Origin of the sequence: Deinococcus sp. LM3 (genome assembly GCF_002017875.1) — a bacterium.
GTDB lineage: Bacteria > Deinococcota > Deinococci > Deinococcales > Deinococcaceae > Deinococcus.
The window spans coordinates 422677-445015 of sequence record NZ_MUFV01000001.1; the positions used below are offsets into that span (position 1 = coordinate 422677).

The 22339-nt window shown below is 70.2% G+C and carries 20 protein-coding genes and 1 tRNA gene; 7 read left to right on the forward strand and 14 right to left on the reverse strand.

What is annotated here, in order from left to right:
• Positions 1-22 precede the first annotated feature (22 nt).
• Positions 23-865 (reverse strand): pyruvate, water dikinase regulatory protein, encoded by an 843-nt coding sequence (locus BXU09_RS01930; protein ID WP_078300237.1) that lies wholly within the window; start codon positions 863-865, stop codon positions 23-25.
• Between the two features lie 171 nt (positions 866-1036).
• Between BXU09_RS01930 and ppsA the strand changes: the two genes are divergently transcribed.
• Complete coding sequence (gene ppsA, locus BXU09_RS01935; RefSeq protein ID WP_078300239.1) at positions 1037-3436, forward strand: phosphoenolpyruvate synthase; 2400 nt, start codon at positions 1037-1039, stop codon at positions 3434-3436.
• A 55-nt stretch (positions 3437-3491) separates the two neighbouring features.
• On the opposite strand, the gene BXU09_RS01940 is transcribed toward ppsA, so the two are convergent.
• Together BXU09_RS01940 and BXU09_RS01945 are read right to left on the reverse strand one after the other, a co-directional pair.
• Positions 3492-4190 (reverse strand): HAD family hydrolase, encoded by a 699-nt coding sequence (locus BXU09_RS01940; RefSeq protein ID WP_078300241.1) that lies wholly within the window; start codon positions 4188-4190, stop codon positions 3492-3494.
• 37 nt (positions 4191-4227) lie between these two features.
• Complete coding sequence (locus tag BXU09_RS01945) at positions 4228-6174, reverse strand: S8 family serine peptidase (protein WP_078300243.1); 1947 nt, start codon at positions 6172-6174, stop codon at positions 4228-4230.
• Positions 6175-6487: 313 nt separating this feature from the next.
• Between BXU09_RS01945 and BXU09_RS01950 the strand changes: the two genes are divergently transcribed.
• Genes BXU09_RS01950 through BXU09_RS01965 form a run of 4 tightly spaced genes read left to right on the forward strand, consistent with a single transcriptional unit; the run spans position 6488 to position 8390 of the window.
• Positions 6488-6775: a hypothetical protein gene (locus tag BXU09_RS01950; RefSeq protein WP_055364617.1), complete on the forward strand. Its 288-nt coding sequence runs from the start codon at positions 6488-6490 to the stop codon at positions 6773-6775.
• Positions 6775-7368: a hypothetical protein gene (locus BXU09_RS01955; RefSeq protein ID WP_078300245.1), complete on the forward strand. Its 594-nt coding sequence runs from the start codon at positions 6775-6777 to the stop codon at positions 7366-7368. The genes BXU09_RS01950 and BXU09_RS01955 overlap by 1 nt, the downstream gene beginning before the upstream one ends.
• Positions 7361-7927 carry a YeeE/YedE family protein gene (locus tag BXU09_RS01960; RefSeq protein WP_078300247.1) on the forward strand — a complete coding sequence of 189 codons (567 nt, stop codon included), beginning with the start codon at positions 7361-7363 and terminating at the stop codon, positions 7925-7927. Before BXU09_RS01955 ends, BXU09_RS01960 begins: the two co-directional genes overlap by 8 nt.
• A gap of 4 nt (positions 7928-7931) precedes the next feature.
• Positions 7932-8390 carry a DUF6691 family protein gene (locus BXU09_RS01965; RefSeq protein ID WP_078300249.1) on the forward strand — a complete coding sequence of 153 codons (459 nt, stop codon included), beginning with the start codon at positions 7932-7934 and terminating at the stop codon, positions 8388-8390.
• A gap of 21 nt (positions 8391-8411) precedes the next feature.
• On the opposite strand, the gene BXU09_RS01970 is transcribed toward BXU09_RS01965, so the two are convergent.
• From BXU09_RS01970 to BXU09_RS02015, 11 genes are all read right to left on the reverse strand, one after another.
• Positions 8412-9617, reverse strand: a complete 1206-nt coding sequence (locus BXU09_RS01970) for a 23S rRNA (cytosine(2499)-C(5))-methyltransferase (protein WP_078300251.1) — start codon at positions 9615-9617, stop codon at positions 8412-8414.
• An 89-nt stretch (positions 9618-9706) separates the two neighbouring features.
• Complete coding sequence (locus tag BXU09_RS01975) at positions 9707-10900, reverse strand: thiolase family protein (protein ID WP_078300253.1); 1194 nt, start codon at positions 10898-10900, stop codon at positions 9707-9709.
• Positions 10893-11441 carry a hypothetical protein gene (locus tag BXU09_RS20040; protein ID WP_144011934.1) on the reverse strand — a complete coding sequence of 183 codons (549 nt, stop codon included), beginning with the start codon at positions 11439-11441 and terminating at the stop codon, positions 10893-10895. The genes BXU09_RS01975 and BXU09_RS20040 overlap by 8 nt, the downstream gene beginning before the upstream one ends.
• The gene (locus tag BXU09_RS01980; protein ID WP_078300255.1) at positions 11438-12628 is read right to left on the reverse strand and encodes an alpha/beta hydrolase; all 1191 of its coding nucleotides are present in this window, start codon (positions 12626-12628) and stop codon (positions 11438-11440) included. Before BXU09_RS01980 ends, BXU09_RS20040 begins: the two co-directional genes overlap by 4 nt.
• The gene (locus tag BXU09_RS01985) at positions 12625-13026 is read right to left on the reverse strand and encodes a four helix bundle protein (protein ID WP_078300257.1); all 402 of its coding nucleotides are present in this window, start codon (positions 13024-13026) and stop codon (positions 12625-12627) included. The genes BXU09_RS01980 and BXU09_RS01985 overlap by 4 nt, the downstream gene beginning before the upstream one ends.
• Before the next feature lie 17 nt (positions 13027-13043).
• Positions 13044-15389 carry a 3-hydroxyacyl-CoA dehydrogenase/enoyl-CoA hydratase family protein gene (locus BXU09_RS01990; RefSeq protein WP_078300260.1) on the reverse strand — a complete coding sequence of 782 codons (2346 nt, stop codon included), beginning with the start codon at positions 15387-15389 and terminating at the stop codon, positions 13044-13046.
• 44 nt (positions 15390-15433) lie between these two features.
• Positions 15434-16351: a phosphotransferase gene (locus tag BXU09_RS01995; RefSeq protein ID WP_078300263.1), complete on the reverse strand. Its 918-nt coding sequence runs from the start codon at positions 16349-16351 to the stop codon at positions 15434-15436.
• Positions 16352-16405: 54 nt separating this feature from the next.
• Positions 16406-16696: a hypothetical protein gene (locus BXU09_RS02000; protein ID WP_078300265.1), complete on the reverse strand. Its 291-nt coding sequence runs from the start codon at positions 16694-16696 to the stop codon at positions 16406-16408.
• On the reverse strand, positions 16693-17448 hold the full coding sequence (locus BXU09_RS02005; RefSeq protein WP_205684151.1) for a sulfite exporter TauE/SafE family protein: 756 nt from the start codon (positions 17446-17448) through the stop codon (positions 16693-16695). Before BXU09_RS02005 ends, BXU09_RS02000 begins: the two co-directional genes overlap by 4 nt.
• A gap of 98 nt (positions 17449-17546) precedes the next feature.
• Positions 17547-19172 (reverse strand): GGDEF domain-containing protein, encoded by a 1626-nt coding sequence (locus tag BXU09_RS02010; RefSeq protein WP_078300268.1) that lies wholly within the window; start codon positions 19170-19172, stop codon positions 17547-17549.
• 150 nt (positions 19173-19322) lie between these two features.
• Positions 19323-19397: transfer RNA gene (locus tag BXU09_RS02015), tRNA-Ala, on the reverse strand.
• 94 nt (positions 19398-19491) lie between these two features.
• Between BXU09_RS02015 and BXU09_RS02020 the strand changes: the two genes are divergently transcribed.
• Both BXU09_RS02020 and BXU09_RS02025 read left to right on the forward strand, forming a co-directional pair.
• Entirely contained in the window at positions 19492-20805 is a 1314-nt protein-coding gene (locus BXU09_RS02020) for an HD domain-containing protein (RefSeq protein WP_078300270.1), read from the forward strand.
• A gap of 55 nt (positions 20806-20860) precedes the next feature.
• Positions 20861-22327, forward strand: a complete 1467-nt coding sequence (locus BXU09_RS02025) for a glycoside hydrolase family 13 protein (RefSeq protein WP_078300272.1) — start codon at positions 20861-20863, stop codon at positions 22325-22327.
• Positions 22328-22339 lie beyond the last annotated feature (12 nt).

Below are 22339 nucleotides of genomic sequence, written 5' to 3' on the forward strand. Positions count from 1 at the left end.
TCCCGTCCGGCCGGTGTCCTGTTCAGGCCTTGCGCAGGGTGTTGAGGATCCCGGCGGCGATTTCCTCGACGCTGGCGCTGGTGGTGTCGCGCACGGGAATGCCGGCGCGCTGGAACATGCGTTCGGCGCGGCGGACCTCGTGTTCGCACTGTTCGAGGCTGGCGTAGCGGCTGCCGGCCTTTCGCTGGGTGCGGATGGCGTGCAGGCGCCGGGGGTCGATGGTCAGGCCGTGCAACTTGTGGCGGTGGGCCTCGAGGGGGATGGGCAGGCCGCTGCGGTCGAAATCGTCCTCCGCCAGCGGGTAGTTGCTGGCGCGCACCCCGTGTTGCAGGGCCAGGAACAGGCTGGTGGGGGTCTTGCCGGCGCGGGAGACGCCCACCAGGATCACGTCGGACAGGCCGTACTGCTTGTCGCCCACGCCGTCGTCGGTGGCGAGCGCGAAGTCCAGGGCGTCCATGCGGGACAGGTAGGCGTCGGTGTCGTGCATGTCGTGGTGGCGGCCCACGATGCGGGTGGCGCTCTGCTGGAATTCGTGTTCCAGGGCGCTCAGGCCGGGGCCGAGCAGGTCGAACACCTGCGCGGGGCAGGTCTGGAGTTCGGTCAGGACCTCGGCGCGGGTGACGGTCGTGAAGACCAGCGGGTGTTCGCCGCGCTCGGCCAGCGCGCGGACCTCGCGGGTGACGGCCTGCGCGGCGGCGAGGTCGGCGGTGAAGGGGCGGCGCAGGTAGCGCAGGGACTGGCCGGGAAAGTGGGCCAGGAGCGCGCGGGCGATGTTCTCGGCGGTCAGGCCGGTGTGGTCGCTGACGATGACGACCGTGCGGGGGTGCGGGGGTGGGGGGCCGGGCGTGGCGTCTGCCTGGGTCATGCGTTCAGGGTGACACGGGAGGGCCGGTGGGGGCGGCTGCCCAGACAGGCGGCCCGTGTCACTGGACAAGTGGCGGAGCGGGGCGGCCACCTCGGGTAAGCTGGCGGTGCAAGGCAACACTAATTCGCGCGTTTCCAGTCTTCTGGATTCCCTCTACATCGGAGAAAAGCAATGGATATGATTCGTGTGTTCCATACACTAAGGATGACCGACGTGGAGATCGTGGGCGGCAAGAACGCCTCCATCGGCGAGATGATCCAGGGACTGGCCGGGGCCGGTGTGCGCGTGCCCGGCGGGTTCGCCACGACCGCCGACGCCTTCCGGCTGTTCCTGCAGGAAAACCGCATCGAGGAGAGCATCAATGCCCGCCTGAGCGCGCTGGACGTGAACGACGTGGTGGCACTGGCCCAGGCGGGCCGGGAGATCCGCGCGCAGGTGGAGGCCGCCGCGCTGCCCGCCGCGCTGGAGGGGGCCATCCGGGACGCCTACGCCGCGCTGGCCGCCGAGTCCGGCGTGAGCGACCCCGACGTGGCCGTGCGGTCCAGCGCCACCGCCGAGGACCTGCCGGAAGCGAGTTTCGCCGGGCAGCAGGAGACCTTCCTGAACGTGCGCGGCATCGAGAGCGTGCTGCACCACGTGCGGCTGGTGTTCGCCAGCCTGTACAACGACCGCGCCATCAGTTACCGCGTGCATCAGGGCTTCTCGCACGCGGACGTGGCCCTGTCGGCCGGCGTGCAGCGCATGGTCCGCACCGACCTGGGCGCGTCGGGCGTGGCGTTCACGCTGGACACCGAGAGCGGCTACCGCGACGCCGTGCTGGTCACCAGCGCCTACGGACTGGGTGAACTGGTCGTGCAGGGCGCCATCAACCCGGACGAGTTCTTCGTGTACAAACCCGCCCTGAAAAGCGGGAAGAAGGCCATCCTGCGGCGCACGCTGGGCAGCAAGGCGAAGCGCATGGAGTACGCGCCGGGCGGTGGCGTGCAGACCGTCAAGGTGCCGCCCGCCGAGCAGCGCGCCTTCTCTCTGTCGGACGCCGACCTGACCGAACTGGCGCGGCAGTGCGTGACCATCGAGGACCACTACGGCCGCCCCATGGACATCGAGTGGGGCAAGGACGGTCGTGATGGCCTGATCTACATCCTGCAGGCGCGCCCGGAGACCGTGCAGAGCCGCGCCGGGCAGATCATGGAACGCTTCGAACTGACCGGCCGGGGCGAGGTGCTCGTCGAGGGCCGCGCCGTCGGGAACCGCATCGGGTCGGGCGTGGTGCGGGTCGTGACGGACCTCGCGCAGATGAGTCAGGTGCAGGACGGCGACGTGCTGGTGGCCGACATGACCGACCCCGACTGGGAACCGGTTATGAAACGCGCCAGCGCCATCGTGACCAACCGGGGCGGGCGCACCTGCCACGCCGCGATCATCGCGCGCGAACTGGGCATTCCGGCCGTGGTGGGCAGCGGGAACGCCACCCGCGAGCTGAGCAGCGGGCAGACGGTCACGGTGTCCTGCGCCGAGGGCGACACGGGCTTCGTGTACGCCGGGCCGGTGCCGTTCCGCGTGAACCGCGTGGAACTGGGGAACATGCCCGAGGTCGGCATGAAGATCATGATGAACGTCGCCAGCCCCGACCGGGCCTTCAGTTTCGCGGCCCTGCCGAACGAGGGCGTGGGACTGGCCCGCGTGGAGTTCATCTGCTCGAACGTGATCGGCATTCACCCGCGCGCCCTGCTGGACTACCCCGACGTGCCGGAGGACGTGCGCGCCCAGATCGACGAGAAGACCGCCGGGTACGCCACGCCGCGCGACTTCTTCCGCGAGAAACTGGCCGAGGGCGTGAGCAGTATCGCCGCCGCGTTCGCGCCGAAACCCGTGATCGTGCGCCTGAGCGACTTCAAGAGCAACGAGTACGCGCACCTGATCGGCGGGGCCGCCTACGAACCGCACGAGGAGAACCCCATGATCGGCTTCCGGGGTGCCAGCCGCTACCGCTCGCCGGACTTCGCGGCGGCCTTCGCGCTGGAATGCGAGGCCATCCGCGAGGTCCGCGACGACATGGGCCTGACCAACGTGCAGGTCATGATTCCCTTCGTCCGTACCGTCGGCGAGGCCGCGCAGATCATCGAGATCCTGAGGCGAAACGGCCTGAAACGCGGCGACAGTGCTGTTGATGGAGATGGGGGTCTGAAGATCATCATGATGTGCGAGATCCCCAGCAACGCCATCCTGGCCGACCAGTTCCTGGAGCACTTCGACGGCTTCTCCATCGGCAGCAATGACCTGACGCAGCTGACCCTGGCCCTCGACCGCGACTCGGGTCTGGTCGCGGACCTGTTCGACGAGCAGAACGAGGCGGTCCTGACCCTGATGGCACAGGCCATCGCGGCGGCCAAACGCGCCGGGAAGTACGTGGGCATCTGCGGGCAGGGCCCCAGCGACCACCCGGACCTCGCCCGCTGGCTGATGGAGCAGGGCATCGACTCGGTCAGCCTGAACCCCGACAGCGTGCTGGGCACCTGGCTGCACCTGGCCGGTGAGGGCGCCGAGGCGCGCGCCACCGTTCAGGGCTGAAGCCGGGCAGGGCGGGGGGCGGAACGCGGGAGCGTGTTCCGTCCCCTCCCGACTATCAGGCGGGCACGAGGCCCAGCGCGGCGGGCAGGTCCGCCAGTCGGGACACGACCGGCACACCGGGTTCCGGGGCAGGCAGCCCGGCCCGGCTCACCCACACGGCCCGCAGTCCAGCGGCGCGGGCGCCCTGCACGTCCTTCTCCCAGGAATCCCCGACCATCACGGTCTGCGCGGGCGTGACGTCCAGCGCGGCGCAGGCGGCGTGGTACGCGCGGGCGTCGGGCTTGGCGGCGGGCACGTCCTCCACGCACAGCACCGCGTCCACCAGGGCGCCGAGCCCGAAGTGCGCGAGTTTCTGGCCCTGCACCTCGCGCACGTAGTTGGTCAGGACGGCCAGCCGCAGTCCGGCGGCCCGCAGGTCACGCAGGACGTCCGGCGCGCCGGGCAGCAGTCGCCAGTGCTCCCGGTACGCGGCGCGGTACGTGAGGGTGGCGGCCTCGCCGTCCGGGTCGGCGGCGCCCAGTTCGGTCAGCAGGCCCGTAAACCGCCGCACCCGCGCGCCGTGGGCGCTGAGCTGACCGCTGAACAGCAGCGGGTCGATGGCGCGGATGTGCGCCGCGTGCCGCGCGAACAGCTCGGCCGGGTCCACGCTCAGGCCGTGCGCGTGCGCCACGGCCCGCAGGCCCGCGTGCGTGCAGGCCGAGTCGTCGAAGAGGGTGTCGTCCAGATCGAGAATCACGGCCTGCGGGCGGGTCATGCGCCGAACTGTAGCGTTCCGCGCCGCCCAGCGCAGCTCAGCGCGTGGTCTGCTTCCCGGCGCTTCCGGTCATGGCGCGGAGTGCGGCGCGTGCCTGACGCGCCCGCTCAGCGGTCACGCTGCCCGTCAGGCTGGCGCCCGTCACGGCGGCGGCCTCCATGGTCAGGTCGATGCCAGTCAGGGCGCGGCCGGCGCCGCTGAGGGTCAGGGAGTCCGGGTACACGCCGAAGGGTTCGCCATCATTCACCTGTCCGTCGTCGTTGGTGTCCTGCCACGCGGCGACGAGGTAGGTGCCGGCTTTCAGGTTCCGCAGGGTGTACGGGGGTCTGAGGGTACTTCCCGGCACTTCCGTGAATTCGCTGCGGCTGGCGTCCAGCGTGTCGCCGTCCATGAACAGCGCCGCGACCACGACGGCCGTGTTCGTCACCGGCGGTGTGGGCGCGGGCGCAGCGGGGGACGAGCCACCCAGCAGCGCGTTGACGTCGATCAGGCCGGCGCCGCAGCCGCCGCTGACGTCGCAGCGGCTGCCGAGCGGCGCGGCGCTGGCCCGCAGGCGCGCGCGGACCTGATCGGGTGTCAGGGTGGGCTCCTGTCCCAGCAGCAGCGCGGCGGCGCCCGCGACGTGCGGGGCCGCCATCGAGGTACCGTCCATGAAGGCGTACGCGTCCTGTCCGCTCTGGGCGTCCCGGACGGTGCTGAGGATCCCGCCGGGGTAGGCGCGGCCGTTCACGCTGACGCTCAGGCGCGAGTTCCCGCCGGGCGCCATCACGTCGATGCGGGCGCCGTGGTTGGAGTACGGCGCGCGGCGGCCGTCCGGGCCGGTCGCGCCGACCGTGATCACGTCCGCGCAGTTGGCAGGAGAGCTGGTCGAGGCGCTCACGTCGTCGTTCCCGGCCGCGACGACCGTGACGACCTGCCGGGCGCGGAGTTCCGCGAAGACGCGCTGCTCGGCGGCCGAGCAGGCGCCCGGACCCCCCAGGCTGAGGTTCACGATGCGCGCCGGGTGGCGGTTCACGGGCACGCCGTCCACGGTCACGCCGGCCGCCCACAGCACCCCGCCGAGAATGTCCGCGAGGCTGCCGCCGCCGGTCGTGTCGAGCGCCCGGACCGGCACGATCCGCGCGCCCCAGCTGACGCCCGCCACGCCCCGGCCGTTCCCGGTGTGCGCGGCCACGCTCCCGGCCACGTGCGTGCCGTGGTAGTCGGTGTCGCCGCCCAGGTCGGTGGGGTCGGGGTCCACGCCGTTCCCGTCGCCGGCCAGGTCGGGGTCGCTCACGAAATCCATGCCGGGCAGCGTGCGGTCGCGCAGGTCCGCGTGCGGTACCACGCCGCTGTCCACGACGGCCACCGTGACGGCCGCGCCAGTCGTGCGGTCCCAGGCGGCAGGCAGGTTCAGGGCCGGGTACTGCCACTGCACCGGGTAGTACGGGTCGTTCGGGGTGGCCAGTGCGTGCAGGCGGCGGTTGGGCGTGACGCCCTGCACGCCCGGCTGGCCCAGCAGCGTCTGCGCGACCAGCCGCGACTGCGGGCCGCTCAGGGTCTGTTCGCTGCGGTACAGGGCCAGTCCGGCGGCGCTGGAGCCGGTCACGCGGCGCAGCGTGGTCACACCCACATCCGGGGTGGTCACGGTCAGGGTCCCCAGGCCCTGCACGCTCAGGCCGGGGCGGGTCACGATCAGGTACTCGCCGGGAATCTCGCCGGTCCCGGCGGTGGTCGGCGTCGTGCGGGCCGCGTGGACGTCCGGGCTGCCGTCGGTGGCCGCGCCGGTCGCGCCGGGGAACGTCAGGACTCCGCTCACGCTGAAGGTCGTGACGGGTGCCGGGGTGACGGGTGCGGGGGTGACGGGCGCTGGTGGCGTGGGATTCGGGGTGGCCGGAGTCGTCTGGGACGGCCCCGAACCACCTCCGCCGCAGGCGCTCAGGAGGGCGCCGGTGAGGACGGACAGGGCCAGGAAACGGGTCAGGGGCGCAGAGGACACGGGCATCCCCTTCAGGGTAGGGGACGGTGGCCGGCGACGGGGCCGCAACTCTGGCACCTGCTCACGCCGCCTGCGCCGACAGGGTGCCCGCTCCGGGGCAAGTCCCCCCCCCGGAGTCTAAAAAACCCCCGCTGGGTGCGTCCCCAGCGGGGGTAGCGTGTCATAACGCCGTAAGAGAGATTTTTCATACTTTGAGATCGAAGGACTCAGGTAGGCACCACTCAGGTCACCACCTCCGGACGCCTCCCCTGCCGGGCGGCTGCGGTGTCCTGTCGCCCCGCGTTCCCCCGCCCTCTCGTCTGTTCAAGGAGTTCCACCCATGACCATTGCACTCATCGCCGCCGGTTTTCTCATCATGGCCTACAGCACCTTCTTCGGGTACCAGCTGAAGTCGCGGGCGTCCGGCGGGCTGATCGGCACGCGCCTCACGCAGCTGCTCGCCATGATCGCCGCGTTCGCCCTGAGTTACCTGGTGGTGGGCGCCCTGACCTTCGGCCGTCCCGCCGACAGCTCGATGCTGATCCTGTCCGTGATCCTGCTGCTGGGCGCCGTGTTCGTGATTCTGGTCCTGAACCTCGTGCGGGACGTGCTGGGAACCCTGGAATAATGATGATCTACGAGCGACTTCCCCGCCCGGACGGCCTTCAGTTGACGCGGGAACAGCTGCGGGTCTACATGATGTGTAACGGCCGCCGCGCCCTGGAGGAGGTCGCCGCGCTGACCCGCCTGCCGCTGAACGAACTGCAGAGCGCCCTGAAGGACCTGCAACAGCTGAACCTGCTGGCCCCCGCCGCCACGCCCGCTGAGCCCACCGCCCCGCTGCCCGCGCAATTGCAGGAGCAGCTGATGAAGGAAGCCCAGGCGGCCCTGAACGCCCTGCCCGACGACGCCCTGCCCGGCACGGGCTTCCAGACGCCGCCAGTCGCCGCCGGACAGCCCGAGGCTCCGGTGTTCCCGCACACCCTGCCGGACATCACCGCCCACCTGCGCGGCGTCCTGACCGAGCACCTGGGCGGCCGGGCCGCGCCGTACGTGGCGCAGATCTCGGCGTGCCGCGACCTGACCGAACTCGGCGCCCTGGTGCCCAAGATGGCTGCCAAGATCAAGCTCGTCATTCACGAGCAGGCCGGCAGCGCCCTGAAAGACGCCTTCGCGCAGTGTCTGGCCGCGCACGCCGCGCAGGAGGCCGCGCGTGCCTGAGCTGCTGCGCCTGCTCCAGGAACCCTGGCCGTGGTACGTGAGCGGCCCCCTGATCGGCCTGACCGTGCCGCTGCTGCTGCTGCTGGGCAACCGCGCCTTCGGGATCTCCTCGAACCTGCGCCACGCCTGCGCTGTCCTGCTGCCGGACCGCCTGAAACCCGCGCTGTTCCGCCACGACTGGCGCGCCCAGAGCTGGAACCTGCTGTTCGCCGCCGGCATGATCCTGGGCGGCGTCCTGGCCGCCACGCTGCTGCGCGACCCCGCCCCCACCGCGCTGTCCGGCGCGGCTGTGCAGAGCCTCGGCACGCTGGGCGTGACCGTGCAACCGGGCCTGCTGCCCGCCGTCCTGACCGACCTGAGTCGCCCCGCCACGTGGGGGCTGCTGATCCTGTCGGGCCTGCTGGTGGGGTTCGGCACCCGCTACGCCGGGGGCTGCACCAGCGGGCACGCCATCACGGGCCTCAGCACCCTTCAGGCACCCAGCCTGATCGCCACGGCCTCCTTCTTCGCGGGCGGGATCCTGAGCGCTAACCTGCTGCTCCCGCTGTTCCTGAGGTGAACCCATGATCAGCACCACGCCCACCCCCACCACCACCGCTTCCGGCACGCACCTGCTGCGGCAGTGGCCGTTCCTGATCGCCGGACTGCTGTTTGGCGTGCTGCTGATCAAATCCGAGGCCGCCAGCTGGTACCGCATTCAGGAGATGTTCCGCTTCCAGTCCGTGCACATGTACGGCCTGATCGGCAGCGCCGTCCTGACCGGCCTGATCACCACCACCCTCCTGCGCCGCTCCGGACTGCACGCCCTGAACGGCGAGACCATCCACGTACCGGCCAAGGAAGGCCCCACCCGCCGCTACGTGCTGGGCGGCCTGATCTTCGGACTGGGCTGGGGACTGGCCGGCGTGTGCCCAGGCCCGATCTTCGCGCTGCTGGGCAGCCACCTGCTGCCCATGCTGATCGTGCTGACAGCCGCGCTGGTCGGCACCTGGGCATACGGCGCCGTGCAACACCGGCTGTAACCCATCCGGCCCCCGACGCGGTCAGTCCAGCTGAAGGAAGATCGCCTTGAGGTACTGCGCCTCCGCGAAGGTCGCGTGGTGATCCGGGGCGTGCTGACTGGTGTGCAGTTCCTTCCAGGGGCGGCCGCTGCGGTCGGCGGCCTCGCGCACGGCCGCCCAGAACTCGTCGGCGCTGACGTGCGCGGAGCACGACGCGCTGACCAGAATGCCGCCCCGCGCGAGGCGGCGGATGCCGTCGGCAGCCAGTTTGCCGTACGCGCGGATCGCGCCCGTGCGTTCCGCTTCACGCCGCGCCAGCGAGGGCGGGTCCAGGATCACGAGGTCGAACTCGCGGCTCGTTCCGGTCAGCCACTCGAACACGTCGGCCTGCATCGTCTCGTGCGGCGCACCGAGTTTCGGGTTCAGGGCGTAGTTGCGCTGCGCGCTTCGCAGGGCGTGCGCGCTCAGGTCCAGGCTGACCACGTCGGCCGCGCCGCCCCGCGCGGCGTACAGACTGAACCCCCCGCTGAACGAGAAGGCGTTCAGCACGCGGCGGTCACGGGCGTACCGCTCCACGCGGCGGCGGTTGTCCCGCTGATCCAGGAAGAAGCCGGTCTTCTGGCCGCGCAGCACGTCCGCCTCGAAAGCCAGTCCGGTCTCGTGGAACACGACCGGGCCGTCCGGGACCGCGCCGGCCAGCACCTGACCGTCGTGCAGGCCGGCGGCGGCGGCGCGCACCTGAATGTTGCGGCTCAGGCGCAGCACGACCCCGGCGCCGGGAAAGCGGGATTCCAGAAGGTCCAGCACGCGTTCCAGGTGCGGGAACCACGCGGCGGTGTACAGCTTCACGACCAGCGTGTCCGCGTAGCGGTCCACAACCAGTCCGGGCCAGCCGTCCGATTCGCCGTTCACGGCGCGGTACCCGTCGGTGTCCGGACCGAACAGCGGCGCGCGGCGCAGCAGGGCCGCGTCCAGGCGGGCGGCCCACCAGTCGTCGTTCAGGGTGGCGGGCGCCCCGTGATGCAGCACCCGCACGCGCAGCGGACTGTCCGGGTCGAACAGACCGATCGCCAGGAAGCGGTCGCGGCGGTCGTAGATCACGGCGAGTTCCCCGGCGTCACCCTCGCGGTTCTGGTCGCGCAGGCTCGATTCGTACACCCAGGGGTGCCCGGCGCGGATGTGCGTCTCGGCGGCCGGAGAGACCCGCAGTCTCAGGCGGGAACGGGGGGTGGGAGCGGCGTCCTGCATCCCCCCAGCGTACCGCACCGCCCAGTCCGGCAAGCGAACAGGCCGCCCCTGCTGCGGGCGGCCTGCGTATCACGGGTGGACCGCGCCGGTCAGTCGGCGGCCTGCTCCTGCCCGTACACTTCCAGCACGCCGGCCGCGCCCATGCCGCCGCCGATGCACATGGTGATCAGGGCCTTGCCGCCGCCCCGGCGACCCAGTTCGTAGATGGCGGTCGTGGCGAGTTTCGCGCCGCTGCACCCCAGCGGGTGACCCAGCGCGATGGCGCCGCCGTTCACGTTCATGATCTCCTCGTTCAGACCCAGTTCCCGCGCGACGGCCAGGGACTGCGCCGCGAACGCCTCGTTCAGTTCGATCAGGTCGATGTCGGCCAGGGTCAGGCCCGTCTGCGCCAGCACCTTCGGCACGGCCTTGACGGGGCCGATACCCATCAGTTCCGGGTCCACGCCCGCCACCGCGAAGCCCACGAACTTCGCCAGGGGTTTCAGACCCAGCTCCTGCGCCTTCTCGGCACTCATGATCAGCACGGCGGCCGCGCCGTCACTGAACGGGCTGCTGTTCGCCGCACTGACCGAACCGGTCGCCTTGAACGCCGGGCGCACCTTCGCCATATCCGCGAGGTTCGCGTCCCGACGGATCAGTTCGTCCTTATCGAAGTTAACGGTCTCGGACTTCACCTTCGTGCCCTTGACCTTGTCCACGCGCACCGGCACAGGCACGATCTCGGCGTCGAACTTCCCGGCGTCCTGCGCCGCCGCCGCCCGCTGGTGACTGCGGAACGCGAACGCATCCTGATCCTCACGGCTGATGCCGTACTTCGCGGCGACATTCTCGGCCGTCATGCCCATGCCGATGTACGCGCCGGGACGGGCGTCCACGAGGTCCAGGTTCGGGCTGGGGTTATGGCCGCTCATGGGCAGCATGCTCATGCTCTCCACGCCGCCCGCCAGCATCACGTCCGCCTGCCCGGTCTGAATGGCAGCCGCCGCCATCGCAATCGTCTGAAGGCCGCTGGAGCAGAAACGGTTGATGGTCACACCACCCACGCTGTCCGGCAGACCCGCACGCAGCGCCGCCAGACGCGCAATGTTCAGGCCCTGCTCGGCCTCCGGAATCGCGCACCCGAAGTACACGTCCTCGACCAGCGCCGCGTCGATCCCGGCACGCTTCACGGCCTCGTTCAGCACCAGCGCCGCCAGATCGTCGGGGCGGGTGTTCGCCAGGGTGCCTTTGATACCACGCCCAACGGGCGTCCGAACAGCAGAAACAATAACAGCGTCACGCATTTTGGTTACTCCTTAGGGGATTCGACTCCCACTGGTCTTGACCGTTGATTCTCTGATCACTGAGAGAAAGAAGATTGTCGAAGAGATTGTGTTGATATACGAAAGACAGATCGTCGAAACAGCGTTCCGAAAGCCGGACAATTTCACTGGCAAAGTCAGGCAAATCTCTGAATGTCAGACGGTGATCCGGCAATTGGACATCACCGATGTTGTATAAGCCAACATTTGCCCCAGTTCCGCCCGGTACGGTGGAGGCATACGCATAAGCGCAACCTTGCTGGAAGAACTCACCATCGTTCGATCCCTGTTCGTAAAGCACGGCAACCGTCCACACAAAATCGACACCGTCTTGACGGGTCAGCCATACGTCCGACCTTCCGTAGAAGTCTCCAGCGCCGTCCCAACCATTGAAATTGGATCGGCCACTATAACGCTCCAGACCGACGGCAGCCAAGTTTGAAGGGATTTCGAGTGGACTGCGAATAAAGGTGTCCCAGAGAGTCGCCAATGCCTGTGCCATCTGTCTCTCTTCTTCCCTCACGCTTCCACCTCCGGCACCACGCGGGCGATGAAGGTTTCGAGCTGGGCGTCGTACTGCTCAGGGTCGATGTTCCACACGCGGATGTGCTTGCCGCCTTCCACGCGGTGGTATTCGATGAGGTCGGGGCGGGCGGCGGCCAGACGGTCGGCCTGCCCGACGGGAATGGTGCGGTCGCGGGTGCCGTGCCACAGGATCATGGGCACGTCGAAGGTGGGCGCTGCAGCGATCTGGTCGACGGTGTCGAAGTCCTGACCGCTGCGGCGCGTGACGATCCGTTCGACGAAGCGTGCCACGTGCCGCGCCATGAACGCCGGGATGCCCACGCGGACGCCCTGCGAGCGGATGGTGTCCCGCCAGTCCAGCGCGGGGCAGTCCAGCATGACGCCCAGGATCGGCAGCGGGTACGGACGGTGCTTTTGCCGCAGGACGCTCAGGGCGACATTGCCACCCATCGAGAATCCGTGCAGCACGGCGCGTTTATACCCGGCGTCCTGCGCCCAGTGCAGCGCGGCCAGTACGTCCTCGGCTTCCTGGTCGCCCAGCGTCAGGTATCCCTGCGGGGAGGCCGGAGCGCCGTGCGCGTTGCGGAACGTGACGAACAGGCTGCCCGTCCCGGTGCGCTGCAAGGCCGGGAGCATCCGCAACGCCTGGGCGCGCTGACCGCCGTGCCCGTGAATGACGATCACCAGCGTGTCCGCGCGGCCCGGCGCGTCCCCACTGGGCGGAATGTGCCACGCGGGCATGTCGCCCAGCGGCGTGCTGACGGCCGTGTGCTCGAACGCCACGCCCAGTTGCGCGGGCGTGCCGTTGTACACGAACGTACTGGCCCACGCGAGCGCCCCGTTCGGCAGCACGCCACGCTCGCCCGTCACCTCGCGGCGCACCAGCGTCCCCACGACCTTCCGCTCGCCCAGCACCGCGTGCCCCTTGTTCGGGAGCAGCGGCACGATTCCGATCGGCCCGCGCGAGAGCGTCTCGGCACTGGCCGGCAGGAACACACTGTTCCCCCGCCGACCCACCGGCACGATCACGCCCTTCACGCGGCGCGTCTTACTGCGCAACGTGATCTCCGCACCCAGGAACGCACCCGCCAGCACCACCCCGGCGTAAGCCAGGGCGGCCCAGCCGAGATGCCGTGGGCGGAGTGTGCGGCGCGGATGGCGGATGGCGGATGGCAGATGGCTCATGTGGTTCCCAGCTTATTGATCAGGGCTGTGAGTTTGGCGGCAAGCACGCGTCCCTGCTCGTTGAGCTGGGTGGTGTCCGTCGCGGCGATGAATTCCAGTCGGGTGGACAGGTGGAGACCGCTGATGACCTCGTAGAGCGAGCCGCGTGCCTGGGTCAGGAACCGGGCAAAATCCCGGTCCGTTCCCCGGCCGCGTCCTTCGGCGATGTTGAGCGTGATGGACGTGGCGGCACGCCGGATCTGGTTGGTCAGCCCGAACCGTTCCTCGGCAGGCAGATGGCGGGTCAGGACGTAGATGCCCGCAGCGAACTCCACCGAGAGGTGGTAGACCTCAAGGTCCTCGAACGGGAAGAATCCCGCCGCGCTGAGAGCTGAGTTTTGCCTTCTGCCTTCTGCCATCTGCTATCCGCCTTCGCTCAGTTCCTGAGCGGTTTGCCGGTTTTGAGCATGTGCTCGATGCGTTGCTGGGTGCCTTTCTTGCCGAGGAGGGTGAGGAAGGCTTCGCGTTCGAGGTCGAGGAGGTGCCCTTCGCTGACTTTGGCGGTGCGGTTGTTGCCGGTGCCGCCGCCGAGGACTTTGGCGAGCTGTTCGCTGACGACGAGGTCGTAGTCGGTGATGTAGCCGCCCTGGTGCATGCCGTGCAGGGCGCTCTTGATGGCGCCGATGGCGGCGTCGCCCATGACGGGGATGTCCTGGCGGGGGGTGGGTTGCACGTAGCCGGGGGCCAGGGCGAGGACCTGGCGTTTGGCGTCTTGCAGGATGTGGTTCTTGTTCATGGCGACGGTGTCGGTGTCGCGCAGGAACCCGAGTTTGCGGGCTTCGAGGGCGCTGGTGCTGACCTTGGCGGTGCCGATGAGTTCGAAGGCGCGTTGCACGGCGGGCAGCAGGGTGGCGCCGAGTTGCTGGCCGGGCTGCTGCATGTCGGTGAAGCGCAGCAGCATTTCCTTGGTGCCGCCGCCGCCGGGGATGAGGCCCACGCCGACTTCGACGAGGCCCATGTACAGTTCGGCGCTGGCGACGACGTGGTCGGCGTGCAGCGTGAATTCCGCGCCGCCGCCGAGGGTCAGGCCGAAGGGCGCGGCGACGGTGGGGTGGGGGCTGAAGCGCAGGCTGGTGGTGACCTGCTGGAACTGTTTGATCATGTCGTCCAGTTCGTCCCACTCGTCCGCCTGGGCCTGCGAGAGGATCAGGGGGAGGTTCGCGCCCGCGCTGAAGTTCTCGCCCTGGTTGCCGATGACGAGGCCGTGGTAGCCCATGTCCTGCACGAGCTTGTGGGCGTCCTGCACGGTGCGCAGCTGGTCCTCGCCGAGGGCGTTCATCTTGGCGTGCCATTCGGCCAGCAGCACTCCGTCGCCGAGGTCGATGACGCTGGCTCCGGCGCGTTTCTTGATGACCTTGGTGGCGTCTTTTTTCAGGTCGGTGAGGATGAAGTACGGCGCCTCGTACTTCGTGGGCTGACCTTCGGGGGTGACGGTCTCGTCGCCCGCGTAGAAGGCGTCCCGGCCACTGGCTTTCATGGCGGCCAGCAGGGGGGGCAGGGTGCGGCCCTCGGCTTCCAGGTTGGCGATGACGGTCTGGACGCCCAGGGTGTCCATGGTCTCGAAGGGACCCTGTTCCCAGCCGAAGCCCCATTTGAGGGCGTTGTCGATGTCCTGGAGGCGGTTGCTGACGTTGCCGGCCATCTTGGCGGCGTACCAGAAGCCGTCGTTCATGACGCCGCGCAGGAACTCGCCTTCTTTGCCTTCGGCGGCGTACAGGGCTTTCACGCGGGCGGCGAGGGGCTGGCCCTTGACGGCGTCCACGGCGGCGACCTTGACGCGGCCCTGGTCCTCGTACTCGAAGGTGTCGAGGTTCAGGTTCAGGATCTTGGTCTTGCCGTCGGCGCCCTTCGTTTTCTTGTAGAAGCCGCTGCCGGTCTTGTCGCCCAGCATCTTCTTCTCTTCGACCAGCGTGCGGAAGGCGGGGGTCAGGGTGAAGTCCTCGTCGTCGGGGGTGGCCTTACCGAGGTCGCTGGCGACGTGGTAGATGATGTCCAGGCCCGACAGGTCGGCGGTGCGGAAGGTGGCGCTGCTGGCGCGGCCCAGCGCGGGACCGGTCAGCTGGTCGACCTGCGCAGGGGTCAGGCCGGCGCGCTGCATGTGGTCCATGGCGCGGACGATGCCGTACACGCCGATGCGGTTGGCGACGAAGCCCGGCACGTCGTTCGCGACGACCACGCCCTTGCCGAGGGTGGTCTGCGCGAACTCGCTGAAGGCCTCGGTGACCTTGGGGTCGGTCTTGGGGGTGGGGATGACTTCCAGCAGGTGCAGGTAGCGGGGCGGGTTGAAGAAGTGCGCGCCCACGAAGCGGCGCTGGAAGTCCTCGCCCCGGCCCTCGATCTGGAGGTGCATGGGGATGCCGCTGGAGTTGCTGCTGATGATGGCGGTCTTCTTGGCGACCTTCTCCACGCGTTCCCACAGGCTGCGTTTGGCGTCGAGTTTCTCGATGATCGCCTCGAGGATCCAGTCGGCGTCCTTGAGGTCCTTGAGGTTGTCTTCGAGGTTGCCCACCTGGATCAGGGCGGCGCGGGCCGGGTCCATGAAGGCGGCGGGGCGGGCTTTGAGGGCGCGCTGGAGGCCGCTCTTGGCCAGGAAGTTCCGGTCGGGGTTGTCCGGCAGGACGATGTCCAGCAGCATCACGGGAATCCCGGCGTTGGCGAGTTGCGCGGCGATGGCGGCACCCATCACGCCCGCGCCGATAACGGCAGCTTTCTGTATCTTCATGCGACCTCCTGAGGGGCTCACTTAAAATTAGACTCGGTTCAAGTTTACGGCGGGATCGGGGCGTTTGTCCACCACACCCGCAGTCCGTCCAGCGCGCGCCGTCCCGCCCGTAGGTACGCCTCCTGACCGCCTGCGGCCCCACCGGTCAGACCGAACGCCAGATCGGCCAGCGCCCGGCACAGCGCGTACCACGCCGCACGCTCCCACACCGCCCCACAGGACGGGCCGGCCGCTGGATACGCCACGCGGGCCGCCGCCAGCAGCGCCGCGTCCCCCCAGTGGATCAGGCCCGCCAGATCCCGCGCCGGATCGCCCAGCGCCGCGTCCGACCAGTCCAGCACGCCCGAGAGTCGCCCCTGCCCGTCCAGGGAGACGTGCTCGGCCGCGAAATCCCCGTGGATGGGCACCGGCAGGACCTTCCGGAGATCGGGCAGGGCGCGCACGCGGGCCGCCCAGGCGTCGGCCCCAGGAAGGACACCTGCCCCTGCCGCCGCCTCCAGATCGTCCAGCGCAGCATCCCGCCAGTCGTGCCCGGACGGGTCAAGGTCCACGGTCAGCCCGGACCCCTGCGGGTTCAGGGCGTGCAGATCCGCCAGCCAGCGCCCAAGCTCCCCACCCAGCGCGACCGGATCGGTCAGTGCGAACCCCAGTGCCGACCGACCCGGCACACGCCGCGCCACGCTGAAGCCCTCCGGGGCCAGCGGCGAGGCGACACCCAGGTGCCGCACCTCCGGCAGCGCCGCGCCCCCCAGCCGGGGGGCCAGCCATGCCAGCAGCCGGGCCTCGCGGCGCAGCGCCTCTCCCCCACCCGGCCAGCGGGGCAGGCGCAGCACGCGCGCCCCATCCAGCGCGAAGGCGTGGTGATCACTGCCCATGCCCAGCCACGACACCCTGGCGGGTGCGTCCGGCAGCAGCGCCGCCACCTGCGCCGCGCTCAGGACCGGGAGTGCCAGTCGATTCACCCGCTCATTGCACCACACCCGTCCCGCCACGCGCCCCACGTGCGCCGCCCGGACCTACCCGATGAACTGCCGGACCACGACCACCAGCGCCAGCCCGGCCAGCGCCAGCACCGCCGCCACGCTCAGGCGGCGGTCCACGCGCCACCCCGCCAGCGCCACCCACACGGCCGCCAGGACCGGCACCGACGCGATCCACACCACACCCACCCACGCATAGGCGGGCAGCAGCACCCCGCCCGCCAGCAGGACCACACCCACCCAGAAGCCCAGCGGGTACAGCCACGCGGGCAGCCCCGCCAGCTCGGTGTCCGGCTTCTGCGGGGGCGGCGACTGCGGGGCGCTCACGCCTGCCCCCAGTACTTCCACAGCAACTGCCCGGCCGTGAAGATCAGCAGCAGGCTGAAGAACAGCTTCAGCTGCGCGGCCGGAATGCGGCTCTGCAGGGTCGCACCGGCCCGCGCGCCGATCAGCACGCCCAGCGCGATCCCGGCCGCCAGCGGAATGTCCAGCAGCCCGCCCGCCTGATACACCAGCGCGTTCCCCACGGCCGTCAGGCCCATGATGAAGGTACTCGTGGCAATCGCCTGCCGGATCGGCACACCCGCCAGCAGGTTCAGGACCGGCACCTGCACGGTGCCCCCGCCGATGCCCAGCAGACCGCTCATGACCCCCGCGAACGTCATGGCAGGCGGCACGAGGCGACTGGGGGGACGCTCGACCTCCACCCGCTTCAGGCCGCGCAGCAGGTTGAACGCGGAGTACAGCAGCAGCAACGCGAACACCGTCGCCACCGCACGGGCCGGCAGGATCAGCCCCAGGAAACTCCCGGCCGCCCCACCCACAATCGTGTACGGCGAGAGCAGGTACCCCGTCCGGGCGCGCACCAGCCCCTGCCGCAGGTAACTGGCGGCGCCGCTCAGCCCGACCGCCAGCACCCCGATCTGACTGACCGCCACCGCCTGCGCAATCGTGATCTCCCGCCCGAACAGCGGCAACACGAACTCCAGAGCCGGCACGACGATCACGCCGCCCCCCAGACCCAGAATCGCGCCCAGCACGCCCGCCAGCAGGCCCACGCCGATCACGGCCACCATCATCGCGCTGATCACCAGGGAATCACGTTCAGAACCCTAGCGCATTTCCGGGCGGCTGCCGGGGCTCCGACCGGGCCGTTGACCGGGCCGGGAGCAGCGTTTCAACCGCCCGCACCGGGAGTGGAACCGTGCGTGAAAGCCTCGACCTCCAGCCGGTTTCCACCCCCGCGTTTGGCGCGGTACAGGGCGGCGTCCGCCCGTTGCAGGATGACCTCACTGCCTACCGCGCCACTGCCCACCACGCCACCGCTGGCTGCCGCCGTACTGGCCGTGCGGAACGCCACCCCGACCGACGCGCCCAGCTGCGCCGACCCGCCCGGCACCGCGTACGGGCGGCCCAGCGCCTGCACCACCTGCCCCGCCAGGGGCGGCGCGAGCACCGGGCCACGCGGGTCCAGGCTGACCAGCGCGAACTCGTCGCCGCCCAACCGCGCCGGAACGAACCCCTGCCCGGCCAGCGCCCGCAGGCGCACGCCGACCTCGCGCAGCACCGTGTCTCCGGCCGCGTGTCCGTGCGTGTCATTCACGGGTTTGAAGCCGTCCAGGTCGATCATCAGGATGGTCATTTCCGCGTGGTCCGGCGCGCCCTTCAGCAGGCGGTAGAAGCCGTCGCGGTTCAGCAGTCCGGTCAGGCCGTCATGATGCGCGAGGTGTTCCATCTCGTCGCGGCTGCGTTTCAGTTCGGCGGCCTGCTCGGTCAGACGGCGGTTCAGGCGGCTCGTCTCGACGAACCCCTGCCCCTGGCGCAGCATGACCAGCATGAATACCGTCACCGTGAACCAAGCCACGCCGCGCCCGGTCAGGTCGGACGCCGCGCCGCGCAGGATCAGCAGCGCGCACGCCACGGCCACGGCCGCGTACGGCAGCGCCCGCAGCAGCGTGTCCAGCCACCCGCCGCCCCGCGTGACGTTCGCGGCGTCTGCCGGGACCGCCTGCAGGCGGGTCAGCAGGGTCACGCCGACCGCCTGCCCCACCGTTCCCCACACCCACAGGGCGTCCAGCGCGCCGCGCGGCTGGTACTGATCGCCCAGCAGCAGGTATGCGAGGTCCGCGCCCACGTACACCATCAGCCCCAGAACCAGCGGCAGCCGCGCCGGTTCCAGCCGCCGCCGCAACAGCAGCAGGCCCACGGTCAGCAGGGTCAGGTCCAGCACCACGTACGACGCGCTGACCGCCTTGAACACCACGGACGCCCCCGAATCCTGAAGGAGCGGCGACACGGCCAGCACCCACGAGACCTCGCCCACCACGACCACCGTGATCAGACTGTCCAGCAGCCACGCGCCCAGCACCCCGCGCGACAGCGGCCGCCCCGGCTGCGACCCGGCCACGCGGTCCATCCACAGCACGCCCAGCAGGCCCAGGTAGTACAGGTAGTACAGGCCGTCCACGAACGACACGTCCGGGGCGTCCACGCCCGGCAGGTCGAACAGCAGCACGTACGCCACCTCGGCAGCCGCCAGCGCCAGCAGACTCAGCAGCGCCCACCCCAGGCGGCCACTGGCACGCCAGCCGCTCAGGTTCAGGCACCCGCCCTGCAAGCGCATCTGCGCGCACCACGCCTGCCCGACCGCCAGCACCGCCACGACCGGCACCGCTCCGTACAGCAGGTCCAGCCACGGCAGATCCACCCCGGTCAGCACGCCCCACGCCAGCAGCGCCGTGTACGCGCCTGCCAGCACAAGCAGCGGCGCGAACATCCAGGGGAGGGAGAACCGGTTCGTCATCAGAGGGTCACAACCACGCGTACCTTAAGGAATACCACCACACATCCATCTGACACCCGCACCGTCCAGAGGTCGGCAGCACCGTCCCACACGCACCCCAGCCGCAAAGAGGAAGGGCCAGAAGTCGAAACTCCTGGCCCTTCCCCGTATTGGTGGAGGCTTGGGGATTCGAACCCCAGACCCTCCGCTTGCAAAGCGGATGCTCTCCCGCTGAGCTAAGCCCCCTCAGCGCCGTGAACTTTAGCAGCTTGCGGGGGGTTTGGCAAGTGTGGGCCAGATGGCGCAGGCGTGGGCGGCGGCGGGTGGGTAGCATGGGGGGATGTTCGGTCGTCGCGCGCCACTGCCTGAGTTTCCGCCTGGGGCGTTGCTGGTGGGCGGCGCGGCGCGTGACTGGTTGCGGGGTGTGCCGGCGAAGGATTTCGACTGGGCGGTGCCGGACCCGGCGGGCGCGGCGCAGGAGCTGGCGCGGGTGTCGGGGGGGGCGGCTTTCCCGCTGGATGTGGACCGGGGGTACTGGCGGGTGTCGGCGCCGGGTGGCGTGCAGCATGATCTGGTGCCGCTGCCGGGCGACGTGACGGCGGACCTGTTGCGGCGGGATTTCACGGTGAATGCGCTGGGTGTGTGGGCGGACGGGCGGGTGCTGGACCCGGCGGGTGGCCGCGCGGACCTGCGCTCGCGGCGGCTGCGGATGGTGTCGCGGGAGAACCTGCGGGCCGACCCGCTGCGGGCGTGGCGCGCGGCGCGGTTTGAGGGCACGCTGGGCTTCCGGCTGGAGGCGGGCACGGAGGCGGCGGTGCGGGAGGTGGCCGTGGATCTGGGCGCGGGCCGCCTGCCGCTGCCTGCCTGGGAGCGGGTGCGGGACGAACTGCATGCGCTGCTGGGGTCGCCGGACGCGGCGCGGGGCGTGGCGCGCCTGGAGGATCTGGGTCTGCTGGTCCTGACCGTGCCGGAGTTGCGCGAGGGGCGGGGGGTGGCGCAGGGCGGCTTTCATCACCTGGACGTGTTCGGACACAGCCTGGAGGCGCTGCATCAGTTGCTGGCGCGCCGGCCGGATGCCCCGCTGGCGCTGCGCTGGGCGGCGTTGCTGCACGATGTGGGCAAGGCCCGCACGCGCGCCGTGGACCCGGTGACGGGTCGCGTGTCGTTTCATGGGCACGAGCGGGTGGGCGCCGAGCTGAGTGCCGGGATCCTGACCCGCCTGAAACTGCCGGGGGACGAGGTGCGGCGGGTGTCGGCGCTGGTGGGGGCGCACATGCTGCCGCTCCCGGCGAACGAGCGCGAGGCGCGGCGGTTCGTGCACCGGCGGCGGGAGCTGCTGCCGGACCTGCTGTCCCTGATGCTGGCGGACCGCGAGGCGGCGCGCGGCCCGTCGAGCAGCGAGGCGTCCCGGCGGGCGTACGCGCGGGGCTTCGAGCGGGTTCTGGCAGCGCTGGAGGAGCAGCCCTCTGCGCCGCCGCCGCTGCTGGACGGGCAGGAGATCATGGCGCTGCTGGGCATCCCGCCCGGCCCGCGCGTGGGCATGGCGGCGCGCGCCCTGGCCGAGGCGGCCGCGCTGGGCGAGGTGACCACGCCGGACGGGGCGCGGGCGTTCGTGCGCGCCTGGGCGGGCGGGGACTCCACAACTCTGATGTGAGCGCGGGTCCGCTGTCAGGGGATTGCCAGGGAATCCCCGCTATGCTGCCGCAGAGATGAATCCGCTGCGCACCGACCATTCCCACGACACGCATCCCATCACGCCCGACTGGGTGGCGGACGCGGTGTTCTACCAGATCTTCCCCGACCGTTTCGCCCGTTCGGGCCGCGTGACGGGCCTGAACCTGCAACCCTGGGGCGACACGCCGCACTTTCATAAGTACATGGGCGGTGACCTGTGGGGAGTGATCGAGCGGCTGGATCACATCCAGAGTCTGGGTGTGAACGCCATCTACTTCTGCCCGGTGTTCCAGTCGGCCAGTAACCACCGCTACCACACGCACGACTACTATCAGGTGGACCCCATGCTGGGCGGCAACGAGGCGCTGCGTGCCCTGATCGACGAGGCGCACGCGCGCGGCATCCGGGTGGTACTGGACGGCGTGTTCAACCACTCCAGCCGGGGCTTCTTCCAGTTCAACGACCTGCTGGAACAGGGCGAGGCGAGCGCGTACCGCGACTGGTTCCACGTGGACGGCTGGCCGCTGCAACCGTACGACGACACCAGCCCCGCCAACTACGCCGCGTGGTGGGGGAACCGCGCCCTACCGAAATTCAACACGGCCAACCCGGCGGTGCGGGACTTCCTGTGGGACGTGGCCGAGTACTGGATGCGGTTCGGGATCGACGGCTGGCGGCTGGACGTGCCGAACGAGATCGACGACGACTCGTTCTGGCAGGAGTTCCGCCGCCGCGTGAAGGCCGTGAATCCCGAGGCGTACATCGTCGGGGAGATCTGGGGGGACGCGCACCGCTGGTTGCAGGGCGACCAGTTCGACGCGGTCATGAACTACCACTTCACGCGGCCGTGTCTGGCGTTCTTCGGGGCGCGCACGCTGGACCACCCCATGAACGAACGCAGCGGCACGGGCCGCGTGGACCCCATGACGGCCGAGGCGTTCGCGGCCCGCATGACCGACGTGACGCGCATGTACCACCCGGACATCGTGCGCGCGCAGCTGAACCTGCTGGACTCGCACGACACGGCCCGCTTCCTGACGGCCGTGGGCGGCGACGCGACCGCGTACCGGCTGGCGACCGTGTTCCAGATGACGTACGTGGGCGCGCCCTGCATCTACTACGGTGACGAGATCGGCCTGCCCGGCGGTCCCGACCCCGACTGCCGCCGCGCGTTCCCCTGGGACGAGCAGGACTGGGATGCGGACACCCTGACCCTGACCCGCACCCTGATCGCCGCGCGCCGCACCGTGCCGGCCCTGACGCGCGGCACCTTCGAGGTCACGCACGCGCAGGGTGAGGGCGTGGTGTTCATGCGCCGCCACGACGCCGGCAACGCGCACATTGCCCTGAACGCCGCGCCGCACGAGGCGCACCTGCCGGTCACGGGGGTCACGCCCGGCCAGTACCGCGACGTCCTGACGGGCCGCACCCTGACCCTGACCACCGACACGCCCCTGAGCGTCCCGGCCCGTGGGGCGCTGGTGCTGGTGCCGCTGGCGTAAGGGATATGGGGC